Below are 14,506 nucleotides of genomic sequence, written 5' to 3'. Positions count from 1 at the left end.
AAGCGGTATTTTTTTGACTAAAATTTATTCAAGTGCTAGTTTTTGCTACTGATATTTTTTAAGCTCTAGGCGCGACACCATACCTTTGTGTACTTCGTCAGGGCCGTCAGCTAAGCGAAGGGCTCTTGCGCCAGCCGCAAAACGGGCCAGCGGGAAGTCGCTACACATGCCTGCACCACCGTGAATTTGTAGTGCCATATCTACGACGTTTTGAAGCATATTAGGCACTACCACTTTGATGGCAGAGATCTCTGTCATAGCATGCTTAACGCCAAGGTTATCTATCTTCCATGCCGCGTGAAGGGTAAGCAAACGCGCTTGCTCTATTGCCATGCGAGCATCAGCTACACGCTCTAGGTTACCGCCTAAACGGATGATGGGCTTACCAAAGGCAACCCGTTCGTGACCGCGTTTAAGGGCAAGCTCTAATGCTTTTTCTGCCATGCCGATAGCGCGCATGCAGTGGTGAATACGGCCAGGGCCCAAGCGACCTTGTGCTATCGCAAACCCCTTGCCCAAACCCATTATGATGTTGTCTTTACTTACGCGAACATTATCAAAGTGCATTTCGCCATGGCCGTATGGCGCATCGTAATCGCCGTAGGCATCTAGCATGCGCTTTATGGTAATTCCTGGTGTGTCTAGTGGCACTATTACCATACTGTGGCGGCTGTGTTTGTCGTTATCTGGGTTCGATAAACCCATGAATATCGTGAAGGCTGCATTAGGGTGTCCTAGGCCTGTCGACCACCACTTCTTGCCGTTAATAACGACGTCGTCACCATCTTCAATAATGGTTGCGGCCATATTGGTAGCATCAGACGATGCAACATCCGGTTCGGTCATGCCAAACACTGAGCGGATCTCGCCAGCCAGTAATGGTGTTAGCCACTTTTCTTTTTGTGCATCGCTACCAAAGTGATACAGCACTTCCATGTTACCGGTATCTGGTGCATTACAGTTGAATATCTCAGGGGCAAACAGGTATTTACCCATGCGTTCAGCCATTGGCGCGTATTCAAGTGTGGTAAGACCTTGGCCCAATTCAGCATCTGGCAGAAATAAATTCGCTAAGCCCGCTTCACGTGCTTTGGCTTTTAGTGCCTCGGTGCCAGGGTGCAGCTTCCAGTTTTTCCAGTCGCCGTGGTTATTTTCTTTATGGTGAAAGTCGTAAACTTCATTTTCAATTGGCGCAATATGCTCAGCAATGAAGTTATCCAGCTTTTCTAATAAGGCTTTGGTTTTGTCGTTATGTGAAAAATCCATAGGGTACCTTTACTTTTAAATTGCTCGTTGAAGTTTGTAACGCTTTTCAGCAGCGTATTTAGGCTTTTCATCACATGGTTAGCATGCTTGTTAAGCGTGCACTAAATCCATGTTCTTTCGCTATCGATGAATGAGTGCGAAAGTGTTTCGTTAGCCTCATACTAGAGAAACTTGCCCAGTGAATGAAATGAAATATAATCCTTGAATGGTGTGAATTTCATTCATGGTTTGCGCAATGCTTGAAAGCAGACAATTTGAAAAACTAGATTTGAATTTGCTAAAGGTGTTCGAAGCGCTTTGGCAGCATAGAAACATGACCCGTGTGGCTGAAGCGCTGCATATTACGCCGTCGGCAGTTAGCCATGCCATGCGCAGGTTTCGGGATATTTTAGGCGACCCGCTTTTTGTTAAAGAAAAGCAAAGCATGTTGCCCACCGCCGCCTGCGAACGGTTAGCTCCTGCTATTTTGAAAGCCTTGGGTGATATTAGAAAAGCACTGGGGGAGTTCACTGATTTTAACCCGTTACATAGTCATCAGCGCTTTGTTATAGCCATGCAAGAGTCATTAGAGTTAGGGGTTTTGCCCGTACTGCTTTCTACCTTAGAAAAACAAGCTCCTAATATTGAGATAGTAAGCACTCGCTTACATCGTGACACCATACTAGCTGATTTAACCAACCGAAACCTTCATTTGGTCATTGATATTGGCCGCGCCGTTGCTGCACCTATTTCCCATTCGCTTTTACGTCGCGATACCTACAAAGTGCTTATGAATAAGCAAAACCCCTTGGCGCAGAATTTAGATAAGAAAAAGTATGTGGCAGCACGCCATATTACGGTGTCTAACCGTGCTAAAGGTGCGTCGGTGGAAGAAATTGCGCTGCAACAGTTGGGCGTAAGCCGGCCTTCTTTATGGCGTTGCCAAAACTACCGAGCGGCAGCAGATGTGGTGGCAAATACCCATGCTTTATTAACCTTGCCGGGTTCAGTAGCCGATGCGGTAAGTGACGATAACCTGATAAGCACTAAGCTGCCTTATCAAATACCCGCATTGGAAACGCACCTTTACTGGCATAGCCAACAAGAAGGCGAGCCAGGGCTGATGTGGCTACGGGATTTAATGCTACACTTGTTCGCTGAATCTGGTCTTACCAGATAGGTTCTGATAGGATTTAATGCTATCGACGCAGGTTCGGGTGAAAGGAAGTAATAATGAAAATTCACACATTAGCGGGCTACATACAGCATATTTATCTTGTTGAAGATAAAAGTGGCCTGCTGTTGCTTGATGGTTGTAGTCGTGCCGATGTAGACAATGTGTGCAATTACATTACCCAAACCCTAGGGCGCCCGTTAACCCACTTGAAGCTTATTGTGGTTACCCACATGCATCCTGACCACGCCGGTGGCGCTGTTGCGTTGCGCAAGCGTACAGGTGCGCAGGTGGCGTCTCATCCTAAGGCGGCTAACTGGTATTCGGGTTTCGCGGGGCGTACCGCTCACGGTATCGACTTGCTATTAACCTGGTGGGTGGCAAATCGTATTGGCAAACCAAGAATGCCCATTTGGTACAACCCGATATTAGCGCCAGACATCACGCTTAAAGACAATCAAACCCTACCGGGCTTTTCTGATTGGCAGGTAATGTACACGCCAGGCCATACCGATCATGACCTAACCCTTGCGCATATTCCCACGCAGCAGGCTTACATAGCCGATGTATTGGTACAGGTTAAAGGAGAGTTAGTGCCGCCATACCCTTTATGTCACCCAAACCAATACCGTGAAAGCTTAAAAAGGCTGGCTCAGTCACAAATTGATACATTCTTTTGCGCCCATGTACCACCGACGAAAAAGTCAGATATCGATTTTGAACACGTAATCGAAAATGCACCGCGCAAGCCCAAGAATCACTGGCATTCCAGCAAAAACCGCATAAAGAAAAAGCTCTTTAACCAGACCCGCGAGCATTAAATAGCCAACGCGTTTTTTATTTCACAGTGATAACTTAGCTGGCACCGCCCTTGCTTTTATCCCTCAGTAACCACATTACTCTTTAAGTCATATCTATAATGAAGTGAGGGCAACGAAGCGAAAGCACCCCTCGCGGCACCTTATCTTTAAGGCAGTAGGCCAAGGTAATAGGTTCAAGGCTATAGGAACAGCAAAGGCAGCAAACAAAAATAATGCAAAAGAATATCGCTACGCTTTTTGACAAAACTCGGGAATTAGCGTCGCTAACTGGCGACAAGCTAAGTAGTGCGTTTAATAAAGAAACGCACCGCTTCACCATTACTGGGCTTAGTCGAAGTGGCAAGTCCATGCTGTTCACCAGCCTTATCACCATGCTGAAAAGTCGAAGTGAAGAAGGCTATGCGTGTTTGCCGTTATTGCGATACTTACCACCTTCTCTAGTGCTAGATATGCACATAGCGCCTATTGAGGGCTATAAACCCTTTCCACATTTGCAGAATATAGCTGATCTTGAAAACGGCCAGTGGCCAAAAGCTACCGAAGAAGCGTTTGGCTTTAAGTTAGTAGTACGTTTGAAAGAAACCGCATCGCTGAAGCGCCATGTTTTGCCCCATAGCGAAGTGGTGTTTGAATTTATTGATTACCCAGGGGAATGGGTGACGGACATTCCCATGTTAAGTAAAACCTATGCGCATTGGTCAGACTCTGCATGGGCGCAACTTAGTAGCGGGCCACAGCAATATTTTGCAAGCCAATGGAAAGCCTTTGTTAATCAATTCGACTTTGAACAAGAGCCCACAGAACAGCGCATTCAGTTGCTTGTTAATGCCTACCGCGATTATTTGGTTGAAGCTAAAGCTAACGGTATATCTTTGCTTCAGCCGGGTAGCTTTTTATTGGAGTCGAGCGACTTTGATTGGCAGGCCTTTGGCTTTACGCCGCTGCCCTCAAGCATTACCAGCGACGTGTCGCACCCATGGTTTAAAATATTTGATAAGCATTTTTCGAAGTTTCAAAGCGGGTGGTTAACGCCATTAAAGCAGTCCATTTTTAAAGAAACCGATAAGCAAATTATTCTTGTAGACCTGTTTGAAGGGCTTAACCACAGCAGGCAGCATTTGTATCAGTTAAAGGAAACCCTAAGCCACTTGGCCGATACCTTTGTGTACGGGCAAAGTACGTGGTTTTCGCGCAATGTGCTGAAAAAAGAGCAGATTGGCAAGGTGGCGTTTGTGGCCACCAAGTCTGACTTGGTGCCGGTAAGTCAGCGCGGTAATTTACTTAACTTGCTTACCCAAATTACCGAAGGGGCACGAGCGCGGTTCGACGGTAAACCGATTCAGTTTGAACATTTTTTAGTGTCTAGCATGCAAGTCACCGACGAGGGCAGTAATGAAGATGCTATTCGCTACAAAGACACGGATGGTCGTTACGTTGAATCTACGTTTGAACCCATACCCAGCACGCTAAAAGAAATGGAAGAGGGCAGTCACTTCCCGGTACCAGATGTGAGTGTGCCTAGCGATTTCAAAGCACGTATTTTAGCAGGCAAGGGTGTAGATAGATTGCTTCAGTTTTTACTGGGCAAAGGAGAGCAAGAATGAGCGATAAACCTTATACATTTGATGAAAGCCCAGAGCCGTCTAGCTCGCCCGACTCCATCAGTTCGTCCAATATGAGCAGTTCATCTAATATAAGAAGCGATGCGCTTTATGGCGCGAATAGCGATCGGCAAGGTAATGCAGATACGCAACCTCAAACAGCGTCACAGGGCGAGCAAAATAATAGTGCGGTAAACAAACCGCAGTATAAAACCAAAGTGAAAACGCAAACATTAGATATTGCGCAGCCTGAAACCAAACTTCCACAGCAAGTCAGTGAAGACGTGTGGGAAGTAGATGCGCAAAAAGATGGTATTTCGTTAGGTGCCGCCACCTTGGGCTTTGGTGTAGTGTCGTTAATTGGCTTTTTCGTTTTTGAAGCTTATACCACCCTTGCTGCGAACGTTTCTGAGCACCCCATTGGTACAGGAGTTTTGGGTGCGCTACTGGTGGGGTTTGTAAGCTGTTTCAGCTTTTTAAGCTTTAAAGAATGGCGCGGCTATAAACAAGTTAATACGGCGATGGAAGATGCCGGTGTAATCCGTGGTTTGTTGGCTAATAGAGGAAGTGAAACATCGCCACAAAAAATAGACAGTGTGTTAAGTCAGCACGGAAAACGTTTTTCTCGCGGTTCTTACGCGGCCCATTGTTTTGACCGTTATAAGCAGCAGCTTCAAGACGACATGACAGGGCCAGAACGACTTGGTCTTTACGAAGATACAGTATTAAAGCCTGTTCAGGAAAAAGCACACAAGGTGCTCAATAAAGAGTCGGTAACCGCAGGAAGCCTGGCGTTTATCAGCCCCAACAACCTTATTCAAACCTTTGCCGTGGTTTGGATTAGCTTTCGCACTATTCGCCGTATGGCCCGTGTGTATGGGTTACGACCAAGCACAGCGGGCAATTGGAAGCTACTAAAGGTACTGGCACAAAACATAGCGGCGCAGGGCGTGTTCGACTTGGCCACCGATGAAGTGGCCAATCAAATTGGCGGCAGCTTGTCGGCCAAGTTTATGGAAAACTCGGCTGAAGCCATTGCTGCCGGTGCGCTCAACGCCCGTTTAGGAAGAGCGTTAATTAAACTACTTAAATAGCGCTTTTAGCTACGCTTTTCACTACACTGATTTTGTTTACACCGTCTCTGGTTGCGCTGCTTTTGCCTACCCTTATTTAAAGGGATCTGGCACTTACAAGGCAGCGTTATCATTTTGCGTCATAGATTTGCGTAACAGGCTTGGCCCTTTCAGGCTGCCCGATGATTATGCTGTTACAACGCTTTCTTAGTGGGCACGACTACGTTAGCAAAGATTAACCCCGCCACTAGCGACATGAAAATAAGAAACACTTCTTGGCCCAAATGATCGGCTTTTACAAAGTCTTGGCCGGTCATAAACGAGTTCAAGCCAATATAGGTTTTAGACCCCGGCACCAGCACAATAAGACCGTGCATTGCCACAATAGTCGCTGGCTGATTGGCAATGCGCGTAAACGCGTTAGCAAAAATACCTAATGCAAAGGCTCCCACGAATGCGCCAAGCCCTGGGCTCATGTAGTCTGAGCTCCATGCAGTTGCGCTGTAGGCAATAAACGCCGCAGCCAATGCCCAAGGAATATGTTTAACACGGGTTCTAAAAATGGCTACTAGGGCAATGCACAGTAGGAACACCGCTAGCCAGGTTGCCCAATACGGTAATGATTCTGCTGGCGTATATACGTTCTCACCAAACGCGCTAAAACCTATAGATACGCCCAAAAACGCACCGAAATACAGTTTGAAAAGCTGCATTATAGCGTCCATTGTTCGGGCCGTGCCCGACACCATATTGCGAGATGAAAGCTCAGCAAGGCCCATAGTCAGCGCAAGCCCAGGCACAAAGACAATGACCGACGAAAGCACAACCAAAGGGATATTAATGCCAGGGTCAACGTACTGGCCAATGGCGCAGGCAAGAATACCACCAACAAACGCGGTAACAGGCTCTAGCATTAAGTTTACGCGCTTGGACTGCTGCGCCCATAGTGTCCACAAATAAGCCACAATTCCTAAAGCGGCTGACCAGCCAATTTCGCTCCAGCTTGCACCCATTAGCATGGCAAATGCGCCGGTTGCCATGGCAAAGGCGACGCCGGTTATTCCTTTGCCATAAGGGCTGCCCATGGCATCTATTTCGTTTAAACGCTTGTCTGCTTCGCTCAGTGTTAAATTGCCAGACAAAAGCTCGCTGGCAAGTTCGTCAGTGAGCGACAGCGCATTCATGTCTAGTTCGCCAGGAAGTAAACGGGCTGCGTGGTTGTACTCGTCTTCGTGACGATCGCTCCAAATAACGAAAGTTAGCGACGTAGGCGTAGAAATAAATGACGCGTGTACACCTAAATACTTGGCGACTTCACCTAGGTAAGCTTCCAGACGAAACGCAGGGGTACCATACTTGTGCAGCATTTTGCCAAGCTTCACTATAAATCTACGAATTTGAATAAATTCAACGGTATCCAACGCACTGCCCTTAAGTTTTGATAACTTTAATATGAGATAAATAAGACAAAAAAGCCAGACGCATAGATAAAGTGTCTGGCTAAAATTTGGGCGGATTCTACGGAGGGTTTTACGCGAAAGCAAAACAAATTTTTTATTTATTTTGCCTTAAAAAAACTAATGTTCTTTCTCAAACTAAAGGCTTGGAATCAAACCCAATATAGCTATTTATACTCTAACGAGGTAGAGTTGTTAGTTATAGGAGGTGTATATGGCACATACTGTTTCAAAAAATAGTAACCACCGGAAAGAGAGGTTTTCTCCTAATATTCAAAACTACGAAGTAAGTCTTAGTTACGAAGGTTTAGAGTTAAAGAAAACCAATGAGCGCAAGACTATTGTCGATTTAAAGCGAAAGTATGCGAGATAAATACGGCGTAGCACAGGATAAATATTGCTATCCTGGTTCGGATGTTTTGTCGGCTAGAGCCTAAATTGCATCCAATCCTTCCAAACAGGTTCTAATCCTTGCCTTGCCATCGCGTTTATCACTTCTGGTACAGAGCGATTATCATCAATATCAAACTGATTTAATGCCTGTGAGGGTTTGCTGTATCCGCCAGGTTGAGTTTGCGACGCAGCACTCATCGATGTGATACCCAGCGGCATCACGCCGTCCCTAAATACTGCCGACTCGCGGGTGGACAGGGATAATTCTGCTTGCGGATTAAACAAGCGGTGAGCACATATCAGCTGCAGCAGATCTCGCTCGTTAGGTAGTTTGTTATTGGTAAGAACGTTGCCGCCAGTGCTATTACCTTCACAGCTTCTAAGACGCGGAAAGGCAATAGATACACGGCTTTGCCAATAGTACTGCTGGATTAGTTTGCCGTGAAGGGCGGTCATCGCACTATCAACCCGCCAGTCACCTAAACCTAGTAGCGCACCAATACCTATTTTATCGATACCCGCTTGCCCTATGCGGTCGCTGGCTTCTAATCGCCATAAAAAATCCTGTTTCTTACCCCGGGTATGGTAGCTGGCGTACTGTTGGGGCGAATAGGTTTCTTGGTATACCAGCACGGCATCTAACCCTAGATGTTTTAACGTTTGGTACTGTTCCCTTTTTAGCGGCTGCACCTCCATCATAAGGTAGCTTATCTTGTCGCGAATGGCGCTAAGGGCTTGTTCGAAATAATCCATGCCCACTTTAGTCTCGTGTTCGCCAGTTACCAGCAACACCTGAGAAAAGCCCATACCTTTAATAGCTTCAATTTCAGTGAGCGCTTCACTTATAGATAGGGTCTTGCGCTTTATTTTATTACTCATGGTAAAGCCGCAATAAGTACATTCGTTGGCACACAGGTTCGACAGGTACAAAGGCACAAATAGCTGCATGGTATTGCCAAACCGGTGGCGGGTTAGTGCCTGCGCGCGACTTGCCATGGCTTCCAAGTAATGTGAGCCGGCTGGCGAGATAAGCGCCATAAAGTCATCAAGTGAAAGTGATTCTTTACCTAATGCTCGCTCAACATCACTCGCGGTTTTACTGTTAATTGACATAGCTAGATGAGTTAAGTCTTGCTGCATTAGTGCCTGTGCTACCTTCATACCGTTGGCTCCAAAAAGGCAGTAAGCGGACTAGAGGCCTGCGCAAAGTTGCTGGTAGCACCAAGCCCTGCTTCAAACGCTTTTCGGCCTGTTTCCACAGCATTTGCAAAGGCCGTTGCCATGGCAACAGGGTTTTGGGCAGTGGCAATAGCTGTATTCACCAACACCGCATCTACGCCCATTTCCATTGCCGCCATGGCTTCACTGGGTTTGCCGATACCCGCATCGACAATGACTGGAATAGTCGATTGCTCCACAATAATCTGCAAAAAAGGCTTAGTTTGTAAGCCCTGATTACTGCCTATGGGAGCACCTAACGGCATAACAGCGGCGCAGCCTACTTCTTCTAAGCGTTTACACAAAACAGGGTCTGCCCCGCAGTAGGGTAGTACGTGAAAGCCTTTTTTTACCAAGGTCTCGGCGGCCTGAAGCGTTTCTATAGGGTCGGGCAGCAAATAGCGCTGGTCAGGGTGAATTTCAAGTTTTATCCATGGGCTACCTAGCGCTTCATAAGAAAGCTCTGCTGCAAATATGGCTTCCTGGGCATTTTTCGCCCCCGACGTATTAGGCAGCAGGGTAACCCCTAATTCTCGAAGTGCCTTTAGCGTATCGTCTTGCGCGCTATTCATCGCTACGCGCTTCATTGCCAGGGTAACAATGTTACTTTGTGCAGCTGCCACCGCGTCTTTCATAGTGACGGCGTTGCTGAACTTTCCTGTACCGGTTAAAAGGCGTGATGAAAAAGTGTGGTTTGCAAGCGTTAGCATACTAGCCTCCTGCAACTAGGGTGAAGATATCAACGGTGTCATTATCTTTAAGATAAGTGGTCGACCATTCTGTTTTACTCACTATGGCGGCATTTCTAGCAATGGCGGTACCGTCGTCATTCAATTTTTTAAGGGCGATTAACTCGCTAAGTGAAATAGGCGAGATCACGTTCATAGGTTGATTGTTTACGTTCACTTTAATTTGCGTCATTGCAAACCTCGCAAGTAGAAGAGGGGGGTAGCGCAAAGCTTTGTAGCGACCCAAGGCCTGCATTCCCAGTTAGGTAGTGTCCCCATTTAATGTCTGCGTCGAATCCTTTTGCTAAAAACAACAAAGCTTGCGTTGCCTGATGACAAGCAGCCATACCAACAACGGGGCCAAGTACGCCTTTGCTCATGCAGTCTTCACGCACGGAAATCCTGTTCACTAGGCACTCGTAACAACCACAGGAGTTTGAGTTTTGCGGCAAGTTCAGTGCTTGCCATGTAAGCCCGCTAGCAGCCGCAATAAAAAGCGGAATAGATGCACGGTAGGTCGCTGCATTAATCTGGCGCCTTACCGTCATGTTGTCGGTGCAATCCAGTACGCAAGTCGCTGACGAAATTAAAGTTGGTAAGTTGTTACTATCGGCAAAAAGGCTTTTAAATTGGATGTTTAAGTGAGAGTTAACTTTGCGAAGTTCGTTATAAAGCGACTTGGCTTTAAGCTCGCCTAAGTGCATTTCATTGTAGCTAACCTGGCGCTGCAAATTACTGATATCGACAGTATCGCCATCTATCAATGTAATATTGCCAACACCTGCGCCAGCTAGATAGCGGGCGGTTAAGCTGCCTAGGCCGCCTAGCCCCACAACCAGAGCGTGTGCGTTTGCCAAATTAAGCTGGCCGGCGTGGTCGACACAGTCGAGCAAGAGCTGCCTGCTGTAACGCTGTATATCTTGATGTTCAAGCTGGCGGTTAGCGAAGCCATTAGCGGGATTAACTGGACCTCTGGCGTTATTGACTGAGTCAGTCGCGGTACTATGTGTTGATTGACTATGCAAAACCCGCCTCCTGAGCCAGCGCTTTGTATGCTTGCAGCGGATGCTCTGCATGTGTAATAGCGCTCACAACTGCAATACCATTTACGCCGGTTTTCGCCACGTCACTCATACGCGATAAGTTAATACCGCCAATGGCGACGGTGGGTACGCCTTCACACAGCTTCACATATTTTGCCAAGCGCTCTACACCCTGGGGCTTAGACGGCATGTCTTTGGTATTGGTTGGAAATATATGACCAAGGGCAATGTAAGACGGGTTTAAAGCGCGAACACACTGAATTTCAGCGAACCCATGAGTTGAAATGCCCAGCCTTAGCCCGGCGCTTCGAATGGCGTTTAAATCTGCAGTGTGCAGATCTTCTTGGCCTAAATGTACGCCGTAAGCACCAAGCTCTATGGCTAACTCCCAGTGGTCGTTAATAAATAATTGGCAGTCAGTGTGTTCCACTAACTCCATTGCTTCTTTTATCTGTTGGCGAATAGCATCTTGAGAGCCTTCTTTCACTCGCAGTTGGATGATTTTTACGCCCGTCGGCCAAAGCCGCGCAATCCACTCAACGCTATCTACCACGGGATAAATGCCTAACTTAGTGTTGGTGAGTGCGGGGAAGAAAGCATTGCCTGCCAGTGCCGTTTCTACTCTTTTTTTGTTGTGTGGAGTTTTATCAACACCCGCAGCATTTCTATTAGAAACAGTGTTACGGCAATGAAAACTCACCTGTGGAAAACTAGCCGCCTGCGCGGGAAAACCATTAGCCCTTGCGAAGTAAGCAGGCGGGCTAGCCGCTTTATGTCGACTCGAAGTAGTCGTGATGGGGAGGTTGTTATCAGATACGCCGAGCGTGTTATGTCTTACTTCACTCACATAAGCGTTCGCCAAGGTTAGCGCGTCTTCAATGCAATAGTCGTGAACAACAAATGCCGCAATGGCACTCGCTAACATACATCCTGTACCACGAAGATCACCTTTGCTGTTTTTGGGTTGCCTAAAATAAAGCGAGTGTGATGAGCAAAAATAGGTGTCGCATACCGCTTCTTGCCATTGTGCATGACCGCCTTTCACGTAAACGCTTTTTGCGCCTTTTCCAACAAGTCGATTTATTGCAGTTTGCAGGCTTTTATCATCGTTAACAGAGAGGTGGGTGAGTTTCGCGAGTTCATCAATGTTTGGCGTTACCAAATCTACCGTGGTTAACAGTTCATCGATCACGCTTTCACTTAAGTCGCTCAGTATACCTCCAGATGAAGAGCACAACACAGGGTCCCATATTACAAAGGGGCGAGGGCTCACTAACGACTGCATACGGGCGCAAAGCAACAGTGCTTGTTCATCGTTTGCGATAGCGCCAATTTTAATAGCGCGTGGTGGCGTATCTTCGTAAAGCACTTGCCACTGCTGGTTCAATGCAGATGCACTCATACTTTCTGTGCTAAGCAGATGCTGGTTTGATTGCACAGTAAGTTGTGTGGTTAGCACACAGGCATGAACATTTAAATTGGCAAGCGTAATGGCGTCGCGGGTTATTCCCGCTCCGCCGCTTGAGTCAACGCCGCCTATGCACCATATCACCGGCAGCCTAATGCTAGGCGGCTCTAGTACGGGGGTGGTTAGGTGGCTGTTTGTCATGGCAACTCTACCCTGCTATCAGCGGTGTGATAAAGTTCAGCGCCCGATTGATTAAACACATCGGCCATGTCTTTCATGCCTTTTTCTTTCTCAAACTCTTGCTGCTGCGTTTGTTTAGCCACATCGCGCACTTCCTGAGAAATTTTCATGCTGCAAAATTTAGGGCCGCACATAGAGCAAAAGTGCGCGACTTTGCCAGACGCCTGCGGCAAGGTTTCATCGTGATAGGCGCGCGCAGTGTGGGGGTCGAGCGCTAAATTGAACTGGTCTTCCCATCTGAATTCAAAGCGTGCTTTCGACATGGCGTTGTCACGAATTTGTGCTCCTGGGTGGCCTTTTGCCAAGTCGGCTGCGTGGGCTGCAATTTTGTAAGTGATCAGCCCCTGTTTAACGTCTTCTTTGTTAGGCAGGCCTAAATGTTCTTTAGGTGTTACGTAACAAAGCATCGCGCAGCCGTACCAACCAATCATGGCGGCGCCAATACCTGAGGTGAAGTGATCGTAGCCTGGCGCAATATCTGTGGTGAGTGGGCCAAGGGTATAAAACGGTGCTTCGTGGCAGTGTTTAAGCTGCTCTTCCATGTTCGCTTTAATCATGTGCATTGGTACATGACCTGGGCCTTCAATCATTACCTGAACATCGTATTCCCATGCAATTTTCGTTAGCTCACCAAGGGTACGTAGCTCCGAGAACTGCGCATCGTCGTTGGCATCGGCAACGCTGCCAGGGCGCAAGCCGTCACCTAGCGACAGCGCTACATCGTACTTAGCGCAAATCTCGCAAATATCGTGGAAGTGTTCATACAAAAAGCTTTGCTGGTGGTGACTTAGACACCACTTCGCCATGATTGAGCCACCGCGCGATACAATACCTGTAACTCGCTTTGCGGTAAGGTGAACATATTCAAGCAGCACGCCAGCGTGAATGGTGAAGTAGTCTACCCCTTGCTCGGCCTGCTCAATTAGGGTGTCTTTAAACATTTCCCAGGTTAAGTCTTCAGCTACACCATTTACTTTTTCTAATGCTTGGTAAATAGGTACAGTGCCAAGAGGAACTGGGCTATTTCGCAGCAGCCATTCGCGGGTTTCGTGAATATTTCTGCCGGTAGAAAGGTCCATGATGGTATCTGCGCCCCAGCGCGTTGACCACACCAGCTTTTCTACCTCTTCTTCAATAGACGAGGTTACAGCTGAATTCCCAATGTTGGCGTTAATCTTCACTAAGAAGTTACGGCCAATAATCATTGGCTCTAATTCGGGATGATTGATGTTACACGGAATAATGGCGCGGCCTGCGGCTACTTCTTGGCGCACAAACTCGGGGGTGATGGTATCGGGTAAATTCGCGCCGAAGTGCTCGCCTTTGTGTTGCTGCGTTAGCTCTGCATCTTTAATGGCTTGGCGGCCCATGTTTTCGCGAATGGCAATGTATTCCATTTCCGGGGTAACAATGCCCTGCCTTGCGTAGTGCAGCTGGGTCACGTTTTTGCCTGCCTTCGCTTTTAGTGGTTTGCGGCTGCGGATAAAGCGGAAATCTTCGGTAAAAATGTCGTTTTCACGTTCTTTCGCAAAGCGTGATGACACGCCTGCTAGTTCGATAGTATCGCTGCGCTCCTCAATCCATTTTTGGCGAAGTGGGCTCAAGCCTTTGTGTACATCTATGTTCTCTTGTGGGTCGCCGTAGGGCCCAGAGGTATCGTACACTGGAATAGGCGGGTTTGGCTCTAAAATGGGGTTTTCTTCGGTACCACCGACTAAGCTGTCGTGCTGGTGAATAAGGCGCATGGCCACGCGAATATCGTCGCGGCTGCCACACTCGTAGTGGCGTGTTGAATTTGGGTAAGCTTCGCCAGCGAGTTCATTGATGAATTGCTGCGCTTGTTGGCGTTGTTCGCGTCTGTTCGACATAGCATTTTACCTTTTAAATTTAGGTTCTAAAAATGCTTGTCAGGAGTGAAGGAGAATACAAAGTGTATGTGTTGAAGGGGATAACCCCGTTACTTTAGCGAGATTGTTGGTAAAGGTTTTGGTGATTACAGCCCTTTACTCTGTTGATGTTGACTTGGGGATAAACTTGAACAGTTTACCTTGAGTGACGAGCAGCACCGTAATGGGTGTGTCTGTATCATCAACAGCAAAACAACT

The 14,506-nt window shown here is 47.3% G+C and carries 12 protein-coding genes; 4 read left to right on the top strand and 8 right to left on the bottom strand.

Annotated features, from left to right (window positions below; all coding sequences use genetic code 11):
* Positions 1–45 precede the first annotated feature (45 nt).
* Positions 46–1,266, bottom strand: a complete 1,221-nt coding sequence (locus RJ41_RS12215) for an acyl-CoA dehydrogenase family protein (RefSeq protein ID WP_039221112.1) — start codon at positions 1,264–1,266, stop codon at positions 46–48.
* A gap of 235 nt (positions 1,267–1,501) precedes the next feature.
* On the opposite strand from RJ41_RS12215, the gene RJ41_RS12210 reads away from it, so the two are divergent.
* From RJ41_RS12210 to RJ41_RS12195, 4 genes are all read left to right on the top strand, one after another.
* Entirely contained in the window at positions 1,502–2,425 is a 924-nt protein-coding gene (locus RJ41_RS12210) for a LysR family transcriptional regulator (protein ID WP_039221153.1), read from the top strand.
* Positions 2,426–2,478: 53 nt separating this feature from the next.
* Positions 2,479–3,240: an MBL fold metallo-hydrolase gene (locus RJ41_RS12205; RefSeq protein ID WP_039221108.1), complete on the top strand. Its 762-nt coding sequence runs from the start codon at positions 2,479–2,481 to the stop codon at positions 3,238–3,240.
* A 212-nt stretch (positions 3,241–3,452) separates the two neighbouring features.
* Positions 3,453–4,844 (top strand): YcjX family protein, encoded by a 1,392-nt coding sequence (locus RJ41_RS12200; RefSeq protein WP_039221106.1) that lies wholly within the window; start codon positions 3,453–3,455, stop codon positions 4,842–4,844.
* Positions 4,841–5,935: a YcjF family protein gene (locus RJ41_RS12195; RefSeq protein ID WP_039221104.1), complete on the top strand. Its 1,095-nt coding sequence runs from the start codon at positions 4,841–4,843 to the stop codon at positions 5,933–5,935. The genes RJ41_RS12200 and RJ41_RS12195 overlap by 4 nt, the downstream gene beginning before the upstream one ends.
* A gap of 173 nt (positions 5,936–6,108) precedes the next feature.
* Here RJ41_RS12195 and RJ41_RS12190 read toward each other — a convergent pair whose 3' ends face one another.
* The 7 genes from RJ41_RS12190 to thiC all read right to left on the bottom strand — a co-directional run bounded on the left by RJ41_RS12190 (position 6,109) and on the right by thiC (position 14,269).
* Positions 6,109–7,335, bottom strand: coding sequence for a threonine/serine exporter family protein (locus RJ41_RS12190; RefSeq protein WP_039221102.1), 1,227 nt, complete (start codon positions 7,333–7,335; stop codon positions 6,109–6,111).
* A 462-nt stretch (positions 7,336–7,797) separates the two neighbouring features.
* Positions 7,798–8,925, bottom strand: coding sequence for a 2-iminoacetate synthase ThiH (gene thiH / locus RJ41_RS12185; protein ID WP_052235461.1), 1,128 nt, complete (start codon positions 8,923–8,925; stop codon positions 7,798–7,800).
* Entirely contained in the window at positions 8,922–9,692 is a 771-nt protein-coding gene (locus RJ41_RS12180; RefSeq protein WP_039221099.1) for a thiazole synthase, read from the bottom strand. The genes thiH and RJ41_RS12180 overlap by 4 nt, the downstream gene beginning before the upstream one ends.
* 1 nt (position 9,693) lies before the next feature.
* A complete protein-coding gene (thiS, locus tag RJ41_RS12175; protein ID WP_039221097.1) occupies positions 9,694–9,903 on the bottom strand; it encodes a sulfur carrier protein ThiS in 210 nt (69 codons plus the stop codon).
* Positions 9,890–10,627 carry a HesA/MoeB/ThiF family protein gene (locus tag RJ41_RS12170; RefSeq protein ID WP_039221148.1) on the bottom strand — a complete coding sequence of 246 codons (738 nt, stop codon included), beginning with the start codon at positions 10,625–10,627 and terminating at the stop codon, positions 9,890–9,892. The genes thiS and RJ41_RS12170 overlap by 14 nt, the downstream gene beginning before the upstream one ends.
* A 100-nt stretch (positions 10,628–10,727) precedes the next feature.
* The gene (gene thiE / locus RJ41_RS12165; RefSeq protein ID WP_039221092.1) at positions 10,728–12,362 is read right to left on the bottom strand and encodes a thiamine phosphate synthase; all 1,635 of its coding nucleotides are present in this window, start codon (positions 12,360–12,362) and stop codon (positions 10,728–10,730) included.
* Positions 12,359–14,269: a phosphomethylpyrimidine synthase ThiC gene (gene thiC, locus RJ41_RS12160; RefSeq protein WP_039221089.1), complete on the bottom strand. Its 1,911-nt coding sequence runs from the start codon at positions 14,267–14,269 to the stop codon at positions 12,359–12,361. Before thiC ends, thiE begins: the two co-directional genes overlap by 4 nt.
* Positions 14,270–14,506: the final 237 nt, after the last annotated feature.

It is taken from the genome of Alteromonas marina (assembly GCF_000808575.1).
Taxonomy (GTDB): Bacteria; Pseudomonadota; Gammaproteobacteria; order Enterobacterales; family Alteromonadaceae; genus Alteromonas; species Alteromonas marina_A.
The sequence above is the reverse complement of the archived record's forward strand: the minus strand, read 5'-3'. Positions and strand labels throughout refer to the sequence as shown.

What these genes read in the sequence shown, in the direction of transcription:
- RJ41_RS12215 (WP_039221112.1), bottom strand. Translation starts at nt 1,266, where the DNA reads ATGGATTTTTCACATAACGACAAAACCAAAGCCTTATTAGAAAAGCTG.
- RJ41_RS12200 (WP_039221106.1), top strand. Translation starts at nt 3,453, where the DNA reads ATGCAAAAGAATATCGCTACGCTTTTTGACAAAACTCGGGAATTAGCG.
- thiE (WP_039221092.1), bottom strand. Translation starts at nt 12,362, where the DNA reads ATGACAAACAGCCACCTAACCACCCCCGTACTAGAGCCGCCTAGCATT.
- RJ41_RS12205 (WP_039221108.1), top strand. Translation starts at nt 2,479, where the DNA reads ATGAAAATTCACACATTAGCGGGCTACATACAGCATATTTATCTTGTT.
- RJ41_RS12180 (WP_039221099.1), bottom strand. Translation starts at nt 9,692, where the DNA reads ATGCTAACGCTTGCAAACCACACTTTTTCATCACGCCTTTTAACCGGT.
- RJ41_RS12210 (WP_039221153.1), top strand. Translation starts at nt 1,502, where the DNA reads ATGCTTGAAAGCAGACAATTTGAAAAACTAGATTTGAATTTGCTAAAG.
- thiS (WP_039221097.1), bottom strand. Translation starts at nt 9,903, where the DNA reads ATGACGCAAATTAAAGTGAACGTAAACAATCAACCTATGAACGTGATC.
- thiH (WP_052235461.1), bottom strand. Translation starts at nt 8,925, where the DNA reads ATGAAGGTAGCACAGGCACTAATGCAGCAAGACTTAACTCATCTAGCT.
- RJ41_RS12195 (WP_039221104.1), top strand. Translation starts at nt 4,841, where the DNA reads ATGAGCGATAAACCTTATACATTTGATGAAAGCCCAGAGCCGTCTAGC.
- thiC (WP_039221089.1), bottom strand. Translation starts at nt 14,269, where the DNA reads ATGTCGAACAGACGCGAACAACGCCAACAAGCGCAGCAATTCATCAAT.